Genomic DNA, 19,996 nt, shown 5'->3' with positions numbered 1-19,996 from the left:
CGTGCTGACTCGAACGACACAAGATCAGAAATCGGCAGCGAAATATCCCAGCCTGGCGGGCAAGCGCGTGCTGGTAACCGGTGGCGCGAGCGGAATCGGCGAGGCGCTGGTGACGGGTTTCTCCGGACAGGGCGCGCATGTCGCGTTCCTCGACATGCAGGACGCCGCCGGCGAGGCGCTGGTCCGGCGGTTGTCGGGCGACGGTGCGGTGGCGCCGCGTTTCGCCCATTGCGACCTCACCGACTTGGGCAGCCTGGGGCGGAATATCGCAAATCTTTCCGCCGAAATGGGCGACTTCGATATTCTGCTCAACAATGCGGCAAGCGACGATCGCCACGCGATCGGCAACGTTACCCCGGCCTATTGGGACGAGCGGATTGCGGTCAACCTGCGTCATCTGTTCTTCGCGGCGCAGGCGGTCATCCCCGGCATGAAGGCGGCGGGCGGCGGATCGATCGTCAACTTCGGGTCGATCAGCTGGCATCTCGCCCTGCCCGATCTGGTGCTGTACCAGACCGCCAAGGCGGCGATCGAGGGCATGACGCGGTCGATGGCGCGCGAGCTGGGCGGCGACAATATCCGCGTGAACACGATCATCCCCGGCAATGTGGAAACCCCGCGCCAGGCCAAATGGTACACGCCCGAGGGCGAGGCCGAAATCATCGCCGCGCAATGCCTGAAGACGCGCGTGCAGCCGGCGGATATCGCGGCGATGGCGCTGTTCCTCGCCTCCGACGACGCGCGCATGTGCACCGGGCACGACTATTGGGTGGACGCGGGCTGGCGTTGATGGCGATGACGCCCGAACCCATTGCCTTTCCCTCGGCCTCGCTTGGCGAGGGGCCGGTTTGGGACGCGGCGCGCCAGTGCCTTTGGTTCGTCGACATCAAGCAGCATCTGCTGTTTCGCTTCGACCCCGCATCGCCCGACCTCGCCCGATGGCGCGCGCCGGGCGAGATCGGCTGGGCCTTGCCCGCGGATGACGGGCGGCTTCTGTGCGGGTTGCAGGACGGGCTGCACTGGTTCGATCCCGACCGCGGCGAATTTTTCGCCTGGCTTGCGGTCGAGCTCGACCTGCCCGGAAACCGTCTCAACGATGCCTGCACCGACGTCTCTGGCGCGGTGTGGTTCGGTTCGATGGACAATGCTTGCATTGCGGCGACGGGTTCCTTCTACCGGCTGTCGGCAGAGCTTGTCGAACGGGTGGGGCCCGGCCCCTTCGCGATCACCAACGGCCCGGCGATTTCGCCCGACGGCGCGACAATCTATTTCACCGACACGGGCGCGCGGCAGATCTGGGCCGCGACGATTGGACCGGACGGGTCGCCGAATGGCCTCCGGCCGTTCGTGACCTTTTCGGACGACATGGGCTTTCCCGACGGATCGATCACCGACGCGGGGGGTAACGTCTGGGTCGGCTGTTATGCGGGCTGGGCGGCGCGGTGTTTCAATCCTGCGGGGGACGAGATCGGGAAGGTCGATTTCCCGACCGCGAACATCACCAAGCTCGCCTTTGGCGGTGCCGACCTCGCGACGCTTTATGCGACGTCGGCGCATCAGGAAATGTCGGTGGAGGAGCGCGCGGCGCAGCCGCTCGCGGGCGCGCTGTTTGCGTTCCGGCCCGAAATCGGCGGTCACCCGCTGGCGCCGGTGCGCGCGCGATGATCGCACGGAGCGCGCTGACTTTACTGGCGGCCGCCGCGATGGCCGGGCCGGCGCTCGCGCAGGTCGCGCTCGACCCGACGTTCACCGACCATGCCGTCATCCAGCGCGACCAGCCGATCCTGGTCGGCGGCACCGCAGCGCCCGGCGAAAATCTGACGGTGCGGCTGGCCGGCAGGAATGCGATGGCGACAGCGGACGGCGAAGGATATTGGCAGGCCAGCTTCGCCGCGCTTCCCGCCGGCGGCCCTTATGAGCTGGCGGTCCTCGGCGCTGACGGCCGCGTGGTTGCGGCGGCGAAGGATGTGATGCTCGGCGACGTCTGGCTCTGTTCGGGCCAGTCGAATATGGAATTGCCCGTGCGCCGCGCGCTCGATTTCGACAGTCAGGCGGCAAGGTTCGCCGACCCCGGCCTGCGGCTGCTTACGGTCGAAAAAGCGACCGCGACGCGGCCGCAGCGCCGCTTCGCCGTCGCGCCGTCATGGTTGCCGGCGTCGGCCGACAGCGTCCCCGATTTCTCCGCCGCCTGCTATTATATGGCGCGCGACCTGCGCGCGGCGCGCGGGGTCGCGATCGGCGCGATCGACGCGACCTGGGGCGGCACGCAGATCCGCGCCTGGCTCACCCCCGCTGCGACAAGGACGATCTACGGCCGGGGCGAGGCCGATCTGCTGGCGCTCTACGGGCGCGATCCGCTCGCGGCGAACCAGGCGTTTTTCCCGCGCTGGGCCGACTGGTGGCGAAAATTGAGCGGCGATGCGCCGGGCAACGAGCCGTGGATCGAGCCCGACCGCCTGACATGGACGCCCTTTCCCTCGATATCTTATTGGGACGAGTGGCAGCGGGCCGGTTTCAGGAGCTTCAACGGCTATGTCTGGGCGCGGCGCAGCGTCACACTGACCGCCAAGCAGGCCGCGCAGGGCGCGACGCTCTCGCTCGGCGTAATCGACGACAGCGATCAGACTTTCGTCAATGGCAAGGTGGTCGCCAACATGTTCAGCTGGTCCGATGCGCGGCACTATGCCGTTCCCGCCGGGCACTGGCGCGCGGGCAAGAACGAGATCGTCGTGCTGGTCGGCGACAGCTGGGGTAATGGCGGTTTCCAGGGGCCGGCCAACGCGCTCGAGCTAAGCTTTGCCGATGGCGGCGAAATCCCGATCGGCGACGGCTGGTCCTACGCCATCGCAACGACGCAGGCCGGCGGCGCGCCGCGGCCGCCGTGGGATCAGATCGCCGGGCTCGGGCTCATCCACAATGCGATGGTCGCGCCGCTCGGCCCGATCCGCCTCGATGGCATCGCCTGGTATCAGGGTGAGGCCGATGTCGGGATGCCCCGATATGACGCCCGGCTTGCGGCGCTGATCGACGGATGGCGCGGCCAGTTCGGTCGCGGGGATTTGCCGCTGCTCGTCGTCGGCCTCGCCAATTTCGGCGATCCGGCGACCAAGCCGTCCGAAAGCGGCTGGGCGCTGCTCCGCGACGAACAGCGCCGCGCTGCCGATTCGATTGCCGCGGTGACATTAATCCCCGCGCTCGATCTGGGCGAGCGGCTCGACATCCACCCCGCGAACAAGATCGAACTCGGTCGCCGGCTTGCGCGCGCCGCCGAGCGCAAGCCGTTCCCGCATGTCCTGGGCGCGGCGCGGCAGGGCGGCGCGATCGTCGTGCGCTTCGACGGCGTGACCGGCGCGTTGGCGAGCTGGAGCAGCGCGCAGACGATCGGGTTCGAACTGTGCGGCGATGCGGTGGGTAGCTGCCGCTTTGCATCGGCCATCGCCGACGGCGCAACGGTCCGGATCACCGACGACGGGCAAGCTGCGACGCGCGTTCGTTATGGCTGGGCGGACACCCCGGTCGTCAATCTGTTCGACGCCGCCAACCTGCCGGTCGGCAGCTTCGAGATTCCGATCCGTTAGTCCACCACTTCAATGATTGTGCCGCGGCAGCGTCTTCGACGTCCGGCGATATTTCAGCGCGAATTCCATCACCCCGCCTTCGCCGAGCTGCCCCGTCTTCTCGCGGAACAGCTCTTCCCACGGCGTGTTGCTCGGCGGAATTTCGGGCAGGCCGTCACCCTTTCGCCGTTCGATCTCGTCGGCCTCGACCAGCATGTCGCACGTCCCGGCGTTGAGGTCGACGCGGATCATATCGCCGTCGCGCAGCCACGCCAGCCCGCCGCCCGCCGCGCTTTCGGGCGAGGCGTTGAGGATCGACGGGCTGTCCGACGTTCCAGACTGGCGCCCGTCGCCCAGCGTCGGCAGCCACTGGACGCCGCGCTGGATCAGGGCGTCGGGGGGCTGCATGTTGACGACTTCCGCCGACCCCGGCCAGCCAAGAATACCCGACGAGCGCATCACCAATATGCAATTTTCGTCGATGTTCAGCGCCGGGTCGTTGATCCGATGATGGTAATCGTCCGATCCGTCGAACACGATCGCGCGCGCCTCGAACACCCCTTCGGCGCCGGGCTGCGAGAGATAGCGTGCGCGAAACTCGTCGGAGATCACCGATGTCTTCATCACAGCGAAATCGAACAAATTCCCCTTCAGGGTCAGGAACCCCGCCTTGGCCTGCAACGGATCGGCGAACGGCCGGATCATCTCGCGGTCGCCGCTTTCGCGTCCTGCGAGATTCTCGGCGATGGTCCGGCCGGTGACGGTCGGGCAATCGCCGATCAGCTTGCCTGCCTTCAGCAATTCCCACATCGCCGCGGGCACCCCGCCGGCGCGGTGGAAGCGCTCGCCCAGATATTGCCCCGCCGGTTGCATATTGACGAGCAGCGGCAGGTCATACCCATGGTCGGTCCAGATTTCGGGTTCGAGTTCGATCCCGGCGTGCCGCGCCATCGCGACGATATGCGGCTGTGCGTTGCTTGACCCGCCGCACACGCTCACCGTGGCGATCGCGTTCAGAAACGCCTCGCGCGTCAGGATGCGCGACGGGCGCAGATCCTCGTGCACCATTTCGACGATTCGCCGCCCCGTGCGATAGGCATATTGGCCGCGCTCGCGGTACGGCGCGGGGATCGCGGCGCAGCCGGTGAGCGACAGCCCCAGCGCTTCGGCGACCGCGTTCATCGTCGATGCGGTGCCCATCGAATTGCAATGGCCGAGCGACGGCGCGCTCGACGTCGCGCGATGCAAAAATTCGGCCTCGTCGATCAGCCCTGCCGACAGCGCGCGGCGGCTGCGCCAGATCACCGTGCCCGACCCGACGAGCTCGCCGTCGTGCCATCCGTCGAGCATCGGTCCGCCCGACAGCACGATCGCGGGGATGTCGACCGTCGCCGCCGCCATGACCTGCGACGGCGTGGTCTTGTCGCAGCCCGTCGTCAGCACTACGGCATCGAGCGGATAGCCGTTCAAGATCTCGACCAGCCCCAGATAGGCGAAGTTACGGTCAAGCGCCGCGGTCGGGCGGCGGCAATTCTCGAAGATCGGGTGGACCGGGAATTCGATCGGGATGCCCCCCGCGTCGCGAATGCCGTCGCGGATCCGCTTCGCCAGATCGACATGGACGCGGTTGCAGGGGGACAGGTCGCTGCCCGACTGCGCGATGCCGATGATCGGCTTGCCCGACTGCAACTCCTCGGGCGTCGTGCCGTAATTCATGAAGCGCTCGAGATAGAGCGCGGTCATGTCCCAGCGTTCGGGGTTGTCGAACCAGTCGCGCGATCGCAGCCGGGGGCGGGGCGCGGGTTCGGTCACCTTTGTTCGACGCCCTTCGGCCGGCGCGTGGCGAGGCTGGGCGCGGCGTCGGATTCGCGCCGGATCAGCGAATAGGGCAATGTCATCTGTTGCTCCTCGGCATGATCGCCCGCTTTTCGCGCGCGCATGATCGTGGCGATCGCGGCGACCGCCCAGGCGGTCATCTCGCGGATCGGCTGGCGGATCGTCGTCAGTTCGGGCCAGATCGTGCTCGCCATCGCGGTATCGTCGAAGCCGCAGACGGTGATGTCGTTGGGCACGTCGAGGTGGCGCCGGTGCGCGACCGCGACGGTCGCCGCCGCCATATCGTCGTTCGAGGCGAAGATCGCGGTCGGCCGCGGGCTGACCGCGAGCAGGCGTTCGGCGCCGTCCATGCCCGAGCGATAGGTGAAGCGGCCCTGCACGATCAGTTCGTCGGGGGTTTCGAGTCCCGCGTCGGCCATCGCCGCCAGATAGCCGTTCAACCGCCGTCCGCTGGCGACCTGCTCGGGATTGCCGATGATGAATCCGATGCGGCGATGACCCAGGTCGATGATATGTTTGGTCATGTCATAGGCGGCCTGGAAATCGTCGATCATCACCGCGCCATGCGACCCCGTCGCCTTGCCCGGCCCGACCGCGATCGCGATCGCGTCGAGTTCGCTGACCAGATCGAGCACGCTCTGGTCGTCGCACAGCGGCGGCGGCAGGATGAAGCCCTTGATGCCCCCTTGGGCCAGGTTGCGCATCAGCGCCTGCGCCTCCGCGACATCGAGACAGCTCTGGACGATCAGGTGGATGTCGCTGCGCGTCGCCTCTTCGAGCGCGCCCATCAGGAATTCGCTGAGATAGGAGGCCGAGGGGTTGTCGAAGAGCAGCGCGATGCGCAATTGCTCGCCGCCGGCCAGGCTGCGCGCGGCGCGGTTCGGCATGTAGCGCAGCGCGGCGATCGCCTCCATCACCTGGCTGCGCGTCGCGGCGCGGACATTTGTATCGCCGTTGATGACGCGGCTCACCGTCATCGGCGAACAGCCCGCCGCGGCGGCGACGTCGGAAATGGTCGGGGCCTTGCCCTGGCGGCGGCCCTGGCGGGGCATGGTAGCGCTCTTTTGGCTCATGTCAGCGTCCCTAAAACGTCTGACCTGCCAGCGCTAGGCGAATATCGGGGCGACGCCGCGTTCATAGGCCGGGCGTCTCGGGGAAGCGTTGGGCGCGGTACCAATCGAGCGAATGCGCCGGCGCGGCATGGCCCGCGGGCAGGGGGCGCTTCGACAGCGACCGGAAATAGACGATTGATGCGTCGCGCCACCAGCGCGCCTCGTCCTGCTGCACCGCGAGCAGCGCGGCGACCTCGGCATGGCGCCGGTCGTCGACCTGCCCGCGGAGGCCGTCCCATCGCGCCGCCATGGCATCGACCCCGGCGACGCCGCGGTCGTAGCGGATGACGAGTTCGTCCCAGACGGTACGCCCGGTGACCAGCCGATCGTCCCAGCGCTTGCGGTGGAACCACAGCAGCAAGGGCAGCGCGGGGTCGCTTTCATCCGCGTAACGCGCCGCCAGTCCGGCGGGATATTGGGCGAGCGCGTTGCTGCCGGTCGCCGTCCGGTCGAACCCGATCCCGTCTGCATCGGCGCGGTGATAATAGACGGGATTCCAGTCGGGACGGCCAAGATCGTCGACCCAGGGCGCTGGCCCATAATGATGGTCGCTGCCCATCAGATGCGCGAGGCCGAGCGGGGTCATATAGTCGACGACCGCCTGGCGGCTGGGCATCATCATCGCCGCGACGGCGTCGACCAGCGGCGGGTCGGGGGCGAAAGTCCGCGCCGCCCATTCGCGTGCGATGGCATCGGACGACAGGTCGGGATTCCAAGCGAGACGGCCGAAAGCGTACCAGTTCGCCTGGTCGAAATGCGATCCGCTCCAGTTGCGGTCGGACCCGATATTGGCGACCCCGGCGATCAGGCTGGTCGGCGCGGAGCCGTCACCGGTCACGACCTCGGCGAGCGTCGCGCGCCCGTCCTTGCCGAGTCCGCCGGTATCGAGCGCTTCCTCGAACAGCGGCGCCAGATAGGCGAGATGCGTCGAGAACCCCAGATATTCCTTGGTGATCTGCAGCTCGAGGCCGAGCCGGGTCTGCGGCATCGCGCCGAACAGCGGGCTCACCGGTTCGCGCGGCTGGAAATCGAGCGGGCCGTTCTTGACCTGCACGACGATATTGGCGTCGAACTGCCCGTCCAGCGGCGCAAAGGCGCGATAGGCCTGCATCGTCCGTTCGACGGCGGGGTCGGGGTCATAGACGAAGGCGCGCCAGATCACGACGCCGCGCGTTCCCACCGCGCGCGCCAGCATGTTTGCCCCGTCGGCGTGGGTGCGCCCATAATCCTGCGGCCCCGGCTGGCCCTCGCTATTGGCCTTGACCAGAAAGCCGCCGAAGTCGGGGATGGCGGCATAGATTTCATCGGCCTTGGCGCGCCACCAGCGCTGCACTGCGGGGTCGAGCGGGTCGGCCGTGGCGAGGCCGCCGAGGTCGCGCGGCGCGGAAAAGCGCGCCGACAAAAAGACGCGGATGCCATAGGGGCGCAGCGTGTCGGCGAGCGCGCGCGTCTTGGCGATGAAGCGCGGGGTCAGGAAGGTTGCGGGCGCGTTGACATTGTTCACCGCGACCGCGTTGATCCCGACCGAGGCATTGGCGCGCGCATAGTCGGTCAGGCGCGGGTCGACATATCCCGGAAGGCGCCACCATATGAAGATCGAGCGCCCGGCGTATCCGCGCTCGACGCTGCCGTCGATATTGTCCCAATGGTCGAGCATGCGGATTGCGACCCGCGGGGCGTCGGCTTGCGGCAATGCATCGAGCGGCGCCTGTTGCTGGATATGGCGGAGGAGGGCGAAGCTCCCGTACAGCAGGCCGATATCGTCGCGCGCCGAAATGACGACGCGGCCGCCGTTCAGGCGGTCGATACGGAACGCGCCGGCCAGAGCAGGGGCTCTTTTGGCGGCCTCCGGCAATTTTTCGGCGCATGGGCGATCGGCGCGGCACAGCAGCAGGCCGGCACCGTCGCCGGCGATCGAAAGGGGCCGGTCGAGCCACACCGCGAAGGCGCGGCGGAGCTCGGCTGCTGCCGCATCGACCGTCGCGCCGGGCGGGGCGTCGACCGCCAATGTCGGCGCGACGGCGGCGAGCGCGTCGGCATAGGACGGCGTGAGCGGACGATAGCGCAGCCACAGCTCATAGCCATCCTCGGCCTGCGCCGGGACCGCGCAGGAAAGGAGCGCGAGCGCGCCTGCCATGATGGCTCCGATGCCCCGCGTTGCCCTGATCCTGTCCTCCCCAAAGCGTTCGGCATGGCTTGACAGCCTGCGCCGCTTTCTTTCATGGTAGCGCTAACATAAGCGCGGGGAATCGATCCGCGCAAGCAAAAATGGGAGAGACGATCATGCGCATGACTTTGGCGGCCGCGCTTCTGGCCACGACGATGACGCTGCCGCTGGCGCCGGTCATGGGCCAGTCCGCCGTCCCCGCCGCATCGGCCTCTCCGACCGCCAAACCGCCCGCCAGTGCGCCCTATCGAAACGCCAGCCTGGCCGCCGATACGCGCGTCGCCGACCTGCTCGCGCGGATGACGCTCGAGGAAAAGGTCGCGCAGATCATCACCTTGTGGGACAGCAAGGCCGACGTCCAGAACGCCGACACAACCTGGAATGCCGCCAAGGCGTCGCAAAAATTCCCCGATGGTCTCGGCCAGATCGCGCGTCCGTCGGACCGCAGCGGCCCGAGCAGCCCGCGCACCAATAAATTGCGCTCGATCGAGGAAAGCGTCGCTTATGCGAATGCGGTGCAGACATGGGCGACCAAAAATACCCGGCTCGGCATCCCCGTGCTGTTCCACGAAGAAGCGCTGCACGGGCTTGCCGCGCGCGACGCGACGAGCTTTCCGCAATCGATCGCCATGGCGTCGACCTTCGACCCCGATCTCATCCGCGACGTGAACGGCGTCATCGCGCGCGAGGTGCGCGCCCGCGGGGTCCCCTATGTCCTGTCGCCCGTCGTCGATGTCGCGCGCGACCCGCGCTGGGGGCGGATCGAAGAGACGTTCGGCGAGGATCCCTATCTGGTCAGCGAAATGGGGGTGGCCGCGGTCGAGGGCCTGCAGGGCAAAGGCGGACGCGGTCCGCTCGCGCCGGGGAAAGTGTTCGCCACGCTCAAGCATATGACCGGCCATGGCCAGCCCGAAAGCGGCACCAATGTCGGCCCCGCGCCGATCGCCGAACGCACGCTGCGCGAGGATTTTTTCCCGCCGTTCGAAGCGGTGGTCAAGCGCACCGGGATCGAAGCGGTGATGGCGAGCTATAACGAGATCGACGGCGTTCCCAGCCACGCCAGTAAATGGCTGCTCGGCGACGTGCTGCGCGGCGAATGGGGGTTCGAGGGTGCGGTGGTCAGCGACTATTATGCGATCGACGACCTCGTCCGGCTGCACAAGATCGCCCCCGATCTCGCCGATGCCGCGCGCCAGGCGCTCGCCGCCGGGGTCGACAGCGATCTGCCCAACGGCGCGGCGTACAGGACGCTCGTCGACTCGGTGCACGCGGGCAAGGTGAAGGAGGTCGACATCGACGCCGCGGTGACCCGGATACTGCGGATCAAATTTCTTGCCGGATTGTTCGAAAACCCGTTCGCGACGATGAAGGCGACCGCAGTCACCAACAATGAAGAGGCGATCGCGCTGGCGCGGCGCACCGCCGAAAAATCGCTGGTCCTGCTCAAGAATGACGGCGTCCTGCCGCTCGCGCTGCCCGCCGCCGGGGCGCCCAGGCCGACCATCGCGGTGATCGGGCCGAACGCCGCGGTCGCGCGGCTCGGCGGCTATTACGGCATCCCGCCCAAAACGGTGTCGCCGCTCGACGGGATCAAGGCGCTGGTCGGCGACAAGGCTGCGATCGTCTATAACGAAGGCGTCAAGATCACCGAAAATGACGACTGGTGGGCCGACGAGGTCAAACTCGCCGACCCCGCCGCCAACCGCCAGCGCATCGCCGCGGCGGTCGAGGCGGCGCGCGGCGCCGACCATATCCTTCTTTTCATCGGCGACACCGAACAGACGAGCCGCGAAGGCTGGGCCGACAGCCATCTCGGCGACCGCTCGGACATCGACATCGTCGGCGAACAGGAAGAATTGCTCGACGCGCTGAAGGCGCTCGGCAAGCCGGTCGTCGTCGTCCTCGTCAACGGCCGGCCGCCCTCCTATCCCGGCGTCGTCGCCAAGGCCGCCGCGATCCTCGAAACCTGGTACGGCGGCGAGCAGCAGGGGCATGCGATCGCCGACGCGCTGTTCGGGCGGACCAATCCCGGCGGCAAATTGCCGGTGACCGTGGCGCGCAATGTCGGCCAGCTGCCCTTTTTCTACAACCACAAGCCGACCGCGCGGCGCGGCTATCTGTTCGATGACAAGGCGCCGCTGTTCCCCTTCGGCTACGGGCTGAGCTACACGAAATTCACCATCGGCGCGCCGCGCCTGTCGGCCCCGTCGATCGCCGCGGGCCAGCCGGTGACGGTGACCGTCGATGTCGCCAACAGCGGTGCGCGCGCGGGCGACGAAGTGGTGCAGGTCTATGTCCGCGACAGCATCAGCTCGGTCACCCGGCCGGTCAAGGAGCTCAAGGGTTTCCGGCGCGTCACGCTGAAACCCGGCGAGACCAGGCCGGTGACGATCACGCTGACCGCTGCGGCGTTCCAGATGTGGAATATGGACATGCAGCGGGTGATCGAACCCGGTGAATTCGAGATCATGGTCGGCCCCAATTCGGCCGAGTTGCAGTCGGCGAAGCTGGTCGTCACGCCGTGAGCGATGCGGCATTCACCCGGCGCGAGGCGCTGGCCGGCCTGTCGGCGCTGTCGCTGACGGCGTGCGCTGGCCGCGCCGCGACGACCACGGCATCGATCCCGCCGGCCGGCGAAGGCCTGCACCGGATTGCGGCACGCCAGGGCCTGCGCTTCGGTTCGGCGATCGCCTATGGCGCCGAAGGATCGGACAGCGGATCGATCGGCAACCCCGCCTATCGGGCGATCATCGAGCGCGAATGCGGACTGGTCGTCGCCGAGAACGAGATGAAGTGGCAGGCGATCCGCCCCGGCCCCGACGCCTATGATTTCGCGGCGTTCGACGCCATCGTCGGCTACGCCAAATCGAAAAACCTCGACATCCGTGGCCACACCCTGCTCTGGCACCGTCCGAAATGGATGCCCCCGTGGGTCAATAATTACGACTATGGCGCGCGCCCCGCGACCGAGGCGGCGCGGCTGATCGGCAGCCATATCGAAACGGTCACGCGGCGCTATCGCGGGGTCATCCACAGCTATGACGTCGTCAACGAATTGTTCGACGACCAGACCGGCGCCTTTGTCGACACCTCGATGTCGAAGGCTATGGGCAGCCACGAGGCGGTGGTCGACCTGGCGTTCCACACCGCGCGCCGCGAACTGCCCGGCGCCGAGCTCGTCTATAATGACTATATGAGCTGGGAGCCGGGGCATGCGAACCACCGCGCCGGCGTGCTGCGCCTGCTCGAAGGGTTTCGCAAGCGCGGGGTCCCGTGCGATGCGCTTGGCATCCAGTCGCATATCGAAATGCGCACGATCGACCGCGCGACCGGCATCGGCCCTCATGACCTGAAGGAATGGCGCGTCTTTTGCGACGATGTCACCGCCATGGGATACCGGCTCCTGCTCACCGAATTCGACGTCAAGGACAATGGCCTGCCCGCCGATCACGCGGCGCGCGACACCGGGGTCGCCAACTACACCCGCGCTTATCTGGAGGTGATGCTGAGCTATCCGCAGCTTCGCGACATCCTCGCCTGGGGCATGGTCGACAAATATAGCTGGCTGCAGGGTTTCGCCCCGCGCGCCGACGGCCTGCCGCAGCGTTGCTGCCCCTATGGCGACGACTTCCGGCCGCATCCGATGCGCGCCGCGCTCGCCGATCTGTTCGCCGGTGCCGCCCCGCGCGCTTGACCCGCCCGCGATAGCCGCGACAACGGGCGCATGACCGCCGCGCTCGTTTGCCAGCCCGCCGATACCGCCGTCGTCGACGTGCTGGCGATCGGCGCCGAGCGCGCGCCGCTGATCCGTATCGACGGCGCGACGACCGATCCCCATGCGCTGGTCGATTTTGCCGGCAATGCGGTGACCTTCGCGCCCGTCGCCGACAATCTCTACCCCGGCTGGCGCGCGCCGATGCCGCTCGATTATGTGCGGGCCATGGTCGCGCGGCTCGACCCGCTCGTCCGCCGCGTCTACGGGCTCGAACGGGTGCGGCTGGCGCGCGCCGAATGTTTCTTCTCGATCGTCGCGACGCCGGCGGCCGACCTCGTCCCGCTCCAGACCGTGCCGCATATCGACACCAGCGACCCGCTGCATTTCGCGACGGTGCATTATCTGTGCCCGGCGCATTTCGGCGGCACCGCCTTTTTCCGCCAGCTATCGACAGGCTTCGAGACGATATCGCCCGATCGTGAAGCCGCGTGGGACCGCGCGCGCGATGCGGCATTGGCGACGCATCCGGGCCGTGCATATCCATCGCCGCAGACCACCGATCATGTCCGGACAGCCGTGGTTCCGGCGGCGTTCGACCGCCTGATTCTCTATCGCAGCAACGCTTTGCATGCAGGCATCATCGATCCATCGGTCGGCCATCCTGCCGATCCGCGTACGGGGCGGCTGACCGCGACGATGTTCATCGCCTATCGGCGCGATGCCGCGCCGCCGGCATAAAAAGGGCCGCCACTTCGGGACAGAGTGGCGACCCCAAGGTGGAGGAAAGCCTTGCGGCGCGCGTCAGAAGTTGAAGCGCGCCAGGATCGTGAAGCGCCGGTCGCTCATATACCATTGGCGCGGGACATATTGGATCTCGCCGGCGCCGTTGAGCACCGCGGCTTCGGTCCGCGTCTGCGAGTTCAGGATATTCACGGCCTGGATGCCCAGCTTGAAATTGTCGGTGACCGACACGGTCGCCGACGCGTCGAGCTGGCCATAGGCGCGCTGGAAGATCGGATCGAACGGCGTGATCACGTCGCGGATCGTCAGCAGATAGCGCGAGCGCCAGTTGTACGACGCGCGCAGCGACAGCGGCCCGATGTCGATGAACGGCGTGAAGTTGATCGTATGCTTCGACAGGCCCTGCAGCGGGAAGGCGTCGCCCGCGATCGCCGACTGGCGCCCCGCCGCGACGTCGGGGTCGGTCGCCGACAGGGTCGTCTGCGGCACCCCCGACGATTTGACATAGGTATAGGTCGCCTGGATCCCCAGCCCCGACAGCGGCCCCGGCAGGAAATCGAACACCTGCTGGTACGACACTTCGGCGCCGGTAACCTTGCCCGTGTCGGGCGAATTGATCGCCGTCGTCAGCACGACCGGGAAGGTCGCGCCATTGTTGGTCAGGTCGGTCGATATCGTCGCGTTGGTCACGACATTGTGCAGCCGCTTGTGGAACAGCGACAGCGTCACCTGGCCGACCTTGCTGAAATAATATTCGGCGGTGAGGTCGAAATTGTCCGATGTCGTCGGCAACAGATTGGGGTTGCCCGCGGTCACCGTCGACTGGATGGTGAAGCTGCCCGGGATCGCCGCACCGGTGCTGTCGACATTCTGGTTGGCACTGAGACCCGTGACGTTGAAATAGTTGCGCGAGAAGCCGAAGGGCGGCGCGAACACGCCCTTGAAATAGCCGGCGCGGAACTGCAGCCCGCCGCCCGCCTCGAGCTTCAGGTTCACGCTCGGCAGGAAATAATCATAGGTCGTTTTGGCGTCGATCGGCAGCAGCGCGCCGTTCAGATAGTTGCGCGCCTGCTGGCGCACCGCCGGCGTGAAGGTACAGAAACCCGTCGCCGGCTGGCCCTGGTTCGCGGCATCGGCGCACGCCTGTTCGGTCGTGATCGACGTCGGGTTGTTCGCGAATTGCTGGAACCCCTGCGAGGTGCGCTTGGTGCGCGTGTAGCGCAGCCCGACATTGCCGGTGAAGCGCATCCCGCTGCCGAATTCGCTGTCGAACTTGACCATCCCGTAGAGCGCCAGATTCTTGTTCTGCTGCGGGTTGATCTCACCGGGCTGGAACGGCGTGCCGGCGACATTGCCGCACCGGTCGGCCAGCGAGTTCCAGCCGGCGTTGATCGTCCGGCCGTCGACGCCGCAGGTGGTCGTCCCCTGCCATTCGCGCGCGATCGCATTGGCATAGGCGATGTAGGCGGCGCGGTCCTTGACCGTGTCGCCCGAATAGAAGAGGCGGCCCTGGCCCGCGATCGGGTTGTTCGCGGCGCCGCGGAAGAAATTGGGATAGAAGACCTCTTCATAGCCCGGCAGCGGTGCCCCGCCGTTGCCGCCGACCACCCCGTCGACATTGTCGTCGAACCAGACCGGCCCGCCATTGCCCCATTGCTCGCTGAGCACGCCCCAATTGTAGATCGAGAAGCGCGCCGTCTGTTCGGTGTCGGCATAGCGCCCGCCAAGCTGCACCGACTTCAGGAAGCCGCTGTCGGGGAACGACAGTTCGGCATCGACGCGGAAGGCGTCTTCGCTGCCCTCGCTGGCCTCGAGATGATCCATCGCGGCGCGGTAGAAGCTGTTGAACGGGTCGGTGAAGCTTTGATGGTTGGCGCCGAAATAGGATGGGTGATCGTCACCGTCGAACCCGATGGTGCCGCCGGTCGATCCTTCCGGACCCGGGCAGGCGGGATTGATGCAGGTCTGCGGCGGCAGGAATTGCACGAAGGGCAGGCCATGCCCGTTGAGGTCGATCACGGCATCCTGATAGGAGGACCCCCACAATGTGTTGTCCTCGACGTCGCTTTTCGAATCGACGTGCTGATAGTCGAAATTCAGCGCGAAATTCTCGGTCGGCGTCCAGCGCAGATTGGCCGAATAGTCGGTGGTCTTGATCCGCTCATAATGGTCGCGCCGGATATTGTTCGACTGCAGCCCGAGCACCGGGGTGCGGACGTCGGCGGTCTGCTGGTCGGCGCGCCAGCCGGTCGGGCCGGTGATCACGCCATTTTCGAACACGCCGCTGTCGTCGAATTCCAGCGATGTGCCCGCGACGGCGCGCGAATCGCCGTTGTTCGACACATTGTCGGTGGCGATTTCGATCGTATTCTCGCTCCACGCCTGGCGCGCGTCGGACCGCAGGAACTGGAAAGTCGCGGCCAGCGTCCCGTCGTTGCTTTCCCACTGCGCGGCGGCCGAATAGCCATAACGTTCGCGATTGAAATTCTGGCGGCCGAGCACCGCGCCGCGCGGAAACAGCACCGACGGCCCCGCGGTCGCCCCCGCGAACGGCACGACGTCGGTGCGCGTCCCGTCCGAATAGCTGGTGCGCGGGCGGAAGCTGGAGATGCCGATGCGGTCGGCCTGCGAATGGAGCTGCGAATAGGAGGCGCTGGCGAGCAGGCCGATCTCGCCGATCCCGGTCGACCAGCGGTTGCTGATCAGGCCCGAGAAGGTCGGCGCCGATTTCTCGACGAAATCGCCATAGTTGATCTCGGCCGAACCGGCGACCAGCAAGCCCGTCTGGTCGAAGGGCAGCCGCGTGCGCAGGTTGACGATCCCGCCGATCCCGCCTTCGACCAGGTCCGCGGACGGCGTCTTGTAGACATCGACCCCGGCCAGCAGTTCGGATGGAACGTCGGCAAAACTGAGCCCCGACCCATTGCCCGCGCTGAACGCCTCACGGCCATTGAAGCGCGATCCGACATAGCTCAGGCCGCGGATGGTGACGCCCGACCCTTCGACCGAAAAATGGTCGGGATCGACGCCCGCCGAGAAGCGGTTGATGGTGACGCCGGGAATGCGCTGCAGCGCTTCGGTGACCGACCGGTCGGGAAGCGCGCCAATGTCTTCGGCGGTGATCGAATCGATGACCGTGTCGGCATTTTCCTTGCGACCCTGCGCGCTTTGCAGCGCGGCGCGGAAGCCGGTGACGACGATGGCGTCGTCGCTGGTCGTTTCGGCGACCCCGTCGTCTGCGCTGTCCTGGGCAAAGGTGGGGGTAGCGATTATCGTGGCGGCGACAAGCGCCAGCGTCGAAGCGCTCAGGCGAAGCCATGGCGCGCCCTGATTCGTGCGCCGAGCTTCACGAGAAAATATCGTTACAACAGGCATTTATACCCCTCCCATGTCATGGGCCTTTTCGGCCTCATATGGTTGCGTGCCCCGAAAGGTAGCGCTACCATTTCCACGTCATATGGCATACACCGGGTTTCGACAAGCGGTGATTTGCGTTAGGGATCAACGACGACGATCGGGTGTGACAAAAATGCCGACGTTGGAGGGGGAGTGCGATGGAAACGACCAGAATTCAATCGATTGTCATCGTCGGTGGCGGCACTGCCGGCTGGATGACCGCCGCCGCCCTCGCCCGGATACTGGGCCCCGATTATGCCACGATCACGCTGGTCGAATCGGACGAGATCGGCACCGTCGGGGTCGGCGAGGCGACGATCCCCCAGATCAATATCTTCAACCGCATGCTCGGCATCGACGAGGATGATTTCGTCCGCCGCACCAAGGGCAGCTTCAAGCTCGGGATCGAGTTCGTCGACTGGGGCGGCATCGGCCAGCGCTATTTCCACCCGTTCGGCAATATCGGCGTCGATATGGGCGGGGTGTCGTTCCACGCTTTCTGGCAGCGGCTGCGCGGCGAAGCCGAATTCGCCGACGTCGAGGATTATTCGGTGATGGCCAAGGCGGCGCGCCACGGCAAGTTCATGCGCCCGACCACCGCGCCCGGCTCGCTCCTCTCCTCGATCGCCTATGCCTTTCATTTCGATGCCGGGCTGTACGCGCTCTATCTGCGCGAGCTGGCCGAGAGCAATGGCGTGCGCCGCGTCGAGGGCCGGATCACCGGCGTGACGCGCAACGGCGAGACGGGGCATATCGAGCAGGTGACGATGCAGGACGGCCGCAGCGTCGGCGGGCAATTGTTTGTCGACTGCTCGGGGTTCATCGGCCTGCTCATCGGCCGCGAGCTCGGTGTGCCCTATATCGACTGGTCGGCGTTTCTGCCATGCAATCGCGCCGTTGCGGTGCCGTGCGAACTGGGCGAGGAATTTCCCCCCTACACGCGTTCGACCGCGCGCAGCGCCGGTTGGCAATGGCGCATCCCGCTCCAGCACCGCGTCGGCAACGGCCATGTCTATTGCAGCGACTATATCGGCGACGACGAGGCGGCCGCGGTGCTGCTCGCCAATCTGGGCGGCAAGCCGCTCGCCGACCCGCGCTTTTTGAAGTTCACCACCGGTCACCGCGCGCGCTTCTGGGAAAAGAACTGCGTGTCGATCGGCTTGTCGGCGGGCTTCATGGAACCGCTCGAATCGACGAGCATCTGGATGATCCAGACCGGCATCGCGCGCCTGCTGTCGAACTTCCCCGACCAGGGCTTCGATACCGCGAGCATCGATCGCTATAACCGGCTGATGGTCGAGGAGAGCGAGCTGGTGCGCGATTTCCTCGTCCTCCATTATCATGCGACGACGCGCGATGATTCCGATTTCTGGAACTATTGCCGCACGATGCCGATCCCCGACCGGCTCGCCGAAAAAATCCGCGTCTTCCAGAGCAGCGGCCGCGCCTTTCGCGAGCATGAGGAATTGTTCAACGACACCAGCTGGTTCGCGGTGATGGAGGGCCAGCGTCTCGGCGCCCGCACCTTCGATCCGGTCGCCGAGCTGATGCCGATTGACCAGACGCGCGAGCGGCTGCGCCAGATCAAGGCGGCGGTGGCCGCCTCGGTCGATCATATGCCGCGCCACCACGATTATGTCCGCGAGCATTGCGCCGCATGAAAAAGGGGACCAGTCGCCCGGCCCCCTCGGAAAGGCTTCGCCGGGAAGCGCTCAGCCGGTCATGGCTTCGAGTTCCTTGCCCTTGGTCTCGACGATGAAGCGTTGCACCAGGAAGAAGCTGATCACCGCGCAAATCGCATAGAAGCTGTAACTCACCGCCAAGCCCAGCCCGACCGCCATGATCGGGAAGGTGAAGGAGATCAGGAAGTTCGCGAACCACTGGAAGAAACCGCAGACGGCGAGCGCCGAGCCGCGGATCTGGTTCGGGAACATCTCGCCCAGCATCACCCACATGATCGGACCCCAGCTGAGGTTGAAGAAGATCACATAGAGATTGGCCGCGATCAGCGCGAGCGTGCCGAGCGACGACGATAATTGCAGCTGGCCTTCGGCATCGAGCGTGCCGTTGGCAAAGGCATAGACGAGCGCAAACAGGGTCGCCGCCATGCCCGCCGAGCCGATCAGCAACAGCGGCTTGCGGCCGATGCGGTCGACGAGCAGGATCGTCCCGAAACAGGCGGCGATCGACACGATCCCCGACACGATGTTGATCTGCAGCGACTGATCCTCGGTAAAGCCTGCAAGCTGCCACAGGGTCGCGCCATAATAGAAGATGACGTTGATCCCGACGAGCTGCTGGAACACCGCGAGCAGCAGCCCGGCCCAGACGATCGGCCGCACCCCGCCTTTCACCGGATCGAAGATGTCGGACAGGCGAGGGCGATGGTCGGCGCTGAAGCTTGCCCTGATTTCGTCGACCTTGATGGTGGCTGCCGCGGCGCCGAACAGGCGCGTCAGCACGCGGCCCGCTTCGTCGATCCGCCCCTTCGACACCAGATAGCGCGGGCTTTCCGGGATGAACAGGAGCGCGACGAGAAAGACCGCGGCGGGAACCGCCTGCATCAGATACATCCAGCGCCACGCCTCGATCCCCGCCCAATAGGGGGCGGTCGAGGTACCGGCGCTGGCGGCGAGGAAATAATTGACGACGAAGGCCGCGGTCAGCCCGGTGATGATCATGATCTGCTGCACCGTCGTCATGCGGCCGCGGATATGCGCTGGGGCAACCTCCGAAATATAGGCGGGCGACAAGACGCTCGCGGCGCCGACCGCCATCCCGCCCATAATCCGCGCCGCTACGAACAGCCACTGGACATGCGCGAAGCCCTGGATCAGCGCGCCGACCAGGAACAGTAGGGCGGACAGGATCATCACATTGCGCCGGCCGAGCACGTCCGCCAGCTTGCCCGCAAGAAAGGCACCTACAAAACAGCCGATCAGCAGCGACCCGACGGTAAATCCGAGCCCCGCCTCGCCGAGCGCAAAGGCCGTCCGCAATCCGTCCTGCGTCCCGTTGACCGCGCCGCTGTCATAACCGAACAGCAGGCCGCCGATCGTGGCGACGGCGACGATCGCAAAAATGAGCGCCAGATTGGTCTGGCTTCCCGAGGTGGTGTTCATGCGCTCTCCCAAGCTCTTTTATGGTAGCGCTATCATGATTTGATGTCATCGGCAGTGCAAGCCCCATTCGATCATGATCCGTGCATCATTGCGAACGGATTTCACCGATAGTCTGGCCCGTCCACCGCCGGATCGCGCGGCGCAGGTTCGCGCTGTCGCTGGATACCGATCGGATAGTGGAGTTCATTTGCCTCCTGAGCATAGAGGCGGGGGCAGGACAGCTCGCCTTCATCCGTGGCGGCGTGGGCGTCTTCGGCCAGCGCAAACAGGGCGCAGATCGGCGGATTGTCCGATCCGGCTGTGTCGCGGACGGGCGTGCAGGTCATTTTCATCTGCTGGCGAATGCGATC

Annotated in this window: 13 protein-coding genes; 7 read left to right on the top strand and 6 right to left on the bottom strand. The window is 66.3% G+C overall.

What is annotated here, in order from left to right:
- Position 1 precedes the first annotated feature (1 nt).
- Genes xylB through AC1RNQ_RS04180 form a run of 3 tightly spaced genes read left to right on the top strand, consistent with a single transcriptional unit; the run spans position 2 to position 3,578 of the window.
- A complete protein-coding gene (xylB, locus tag AC1RNQ_RS04190; protein ID WP_493169172.1) occupies positions 2 to 790 on the top strand; it encodes a D-xylose 1-dehydrogenase in 789 nt (262 codons plus the stop codon).
- Positions 790 to 1,665 (top strand): SMP-30/gluconolactonase/LRE family protein, encoded by an 876-nt coding sequence (locus tag AC1RNQ_RS04185; protein WP_493169170.1) that lies wholly within the window; start codon positions 790 to 792, stop codon positions 1,663 to 1,665. Before xylB ends, AC1RNQ_RS04185 begins: the two co-directional genes overlap by 1 nt.
- Positions 1,662 to 3,578 carry a sialate O-acetylesterase gene (locus AC1RNQ_RS04180; RefSeq protein WP_493169168.1) on the top strand — a complete coding sequence of 639 codons (1,917 nt, stop codon included), beginning with the start codon at positions 1,662 to 1,664 and terminating at the stop codon, positions 3,576 to 3,578. The genes AC1RNQ_RS04185 and AC1RNQ_RS04180 overlap by 4 nt, the downstream gene beginning before the upstream one ends.
- Before the next feature lie 9 nt (positions 3,579 to 3,587).
- Here AC1RNQ_RS04180 and AC1RNQ_RS04175 read toward each other — a convergent pair whose 3' ends face one another.
- The 3 genes from AC1RNQ_RS04175 to AC1RNQ_RS04165 form a co-directional block, all read right to left on the bottom strand.
- Positions 3,588 to 5,369: an IlvD/Edd family dehydratase gene (locus AC1RNQ_RS04175; RefSeq protein WP_493169166.1), complete on the bottom strand. Its 1,782-nt coding sequence runs from the start codon at positions 5,367 to 5,369 to the stop codon at positions 3,588 to 3,590.
- Positions 5,366 to 6,445, bottom strand: coding sequence for a LacI family DNA-binding transcriptional regulator (locus tag AC1RNQ_RS04170; RefSeq protein ID WP_493169165.1), 1,080 nt, complete (start codon positions 6,443 to 6,445; stop codon positions 5,366 to 5,368). Before AC1RNQ_RS04170 ends, AC1RNQ_RS04175 begins: the two co-directional genes overlap by 4 nt.
- 82 nt (positions 6,446 to 6,527) lie before the next feature.
- On the bottom strand, positions 6,528 to 8,642 hold the full coding sequence (locus AC1RNQ_RS04165; RefSeq protein WP_493169163.1) for an alpha-glucuronidase family glycosyl hydrolase: 2,115 nt from the start codon (positions 8,640 to 8,642) through the stop codon (positions 6,528 to 6,530).
- A 146-nt stretch (positions 8,643 to 8,788) separates the two neighbouring features.
- Here AC1RNQ_RS04165 and AC1RNQ_RS04160 point away from each other — a divergent pair, with 146 nt between their 5' ends.
- The 3 genes from AC1RNQ_RS04160 to AC1RNQ_RS04150 are packed head-to-tail and all read left to right on the top strand — an operon-like array spanning position 8,789 to position 13,125.
- Positions 8,789 to 11,197, top strand: coding sequence for a glycoside hydrolase family 3 N-terminal domain-containing protein (locus AC1RNQ_RS04160; protein ID WP_493169162.1), 2,409 nt, complete (start codon positions 8,789 to 8,791; stop codon positions 11,195 to 11,197).
- The gene (locus AC1RNQ_RS04155; RefSeq protein WP_493169160.1) at positions 11,194 to 12,366 is read left to right on the top strand and encodes an endo-1,4-beta-xylanase; all 1,173 of its coding nucleotides are present in this window, start codon (positions 11,194 to 11,196) and stop codon (positions 12,364 to 12,366) included. Before AC1RNQ_RS04160 ends, AC1RNQ_RS04155 begins: the two co-directional genes overlap by 4 nt.
- Positions 12,367 to 12,396: 30 nt before the next feature.
- On the top strand, positions 12,397 to 13,125 hold the full coding sequence (locus tag AC1RNQ_RS04150; protein WP_493169159.1) for a DUF6445 family protein: 729 nt from the start codon (positions 12,397 to 12,399) through the stop codon (positions 13,123 to 13,125).
- Positions 13,126 to 13,188: 63 nt separating this feature from the next.
- Here the strand turns inward: AC1RNQ_RS04150 and AC1RNQ_RS04145 are convergent, their stop codons facing one another.
- Positions 13,189 to 16,503: a TonB-dependent receptor gene (locus AC1RNQ_RS04145; RefSeq protein ID WP_493169158.1), complete on the bottom strand. Its 3,315-nt coding sequence runs from the start codon at positions 16,501 to 16,503 to the stop codon at positions 13,189 to 13,191.
- A gap of 179 nt (positions 16,504 to 16,682) precedes the next feature.
- Here AC1RNQ_RS04145 and AC1RNQ_RS04140 point away from each other — a divergent pair, with 179 nt between their 5' ends.
- A complete protein-coding gene (locus AC1RNQ_RS04140; protein ID WP_493169156.1) occupies positions 16,683 to 18,185 on the top strand; it encodes a tryptophan halogenase family protein in 1,503 nt (500 codons plus the stop codon).
- A gap of 51 nt (positions 18,186 to 18,236) precedes the next feature.
- Here AC1RNQ_RS04140 and AC1RNQ_RS04135 read toward each other — a convergent pair whose 3' ends face one another.
- Together AC1RNQ_RS04135 and AC1RNQ_RS04130 are read right to left on the bottom strand one after the other, a co-directional pair.
- A complete protein-coding gene (locus AC1RNQ_RS04135) occupies positions 18,237 to 19,646 on the bottom strand; it encodes a sugar porter family MFS transporter (RefSeq protein ID WP_493169155.1) in 1,410 nt (469 codons plus the stop codon).
- 101 nt (positions 19,647 to 19,747) lie between these two features.
- On the bottom strand, positions 19,748 to 19,978 hold the full coding sequence (locus AC1RNQ_RS04130; RefSeq protein WP_493169154.1) for a hypothetical protein: 231 nt from the start codon (positions 19,976 to 19,978) through the stop codon (positions 19,748 to 19,750).
- Positions 19,979 to 19,996 lie beyond the last annotated feature (18 nt).

It is taken from the genome of Sphingopyxis sp. GW821-FHT12F08 (genome assembly GCF_058806755.1).
This window is presented reverse-complemented; position numbering and strand designations above follow the sequence as displayed.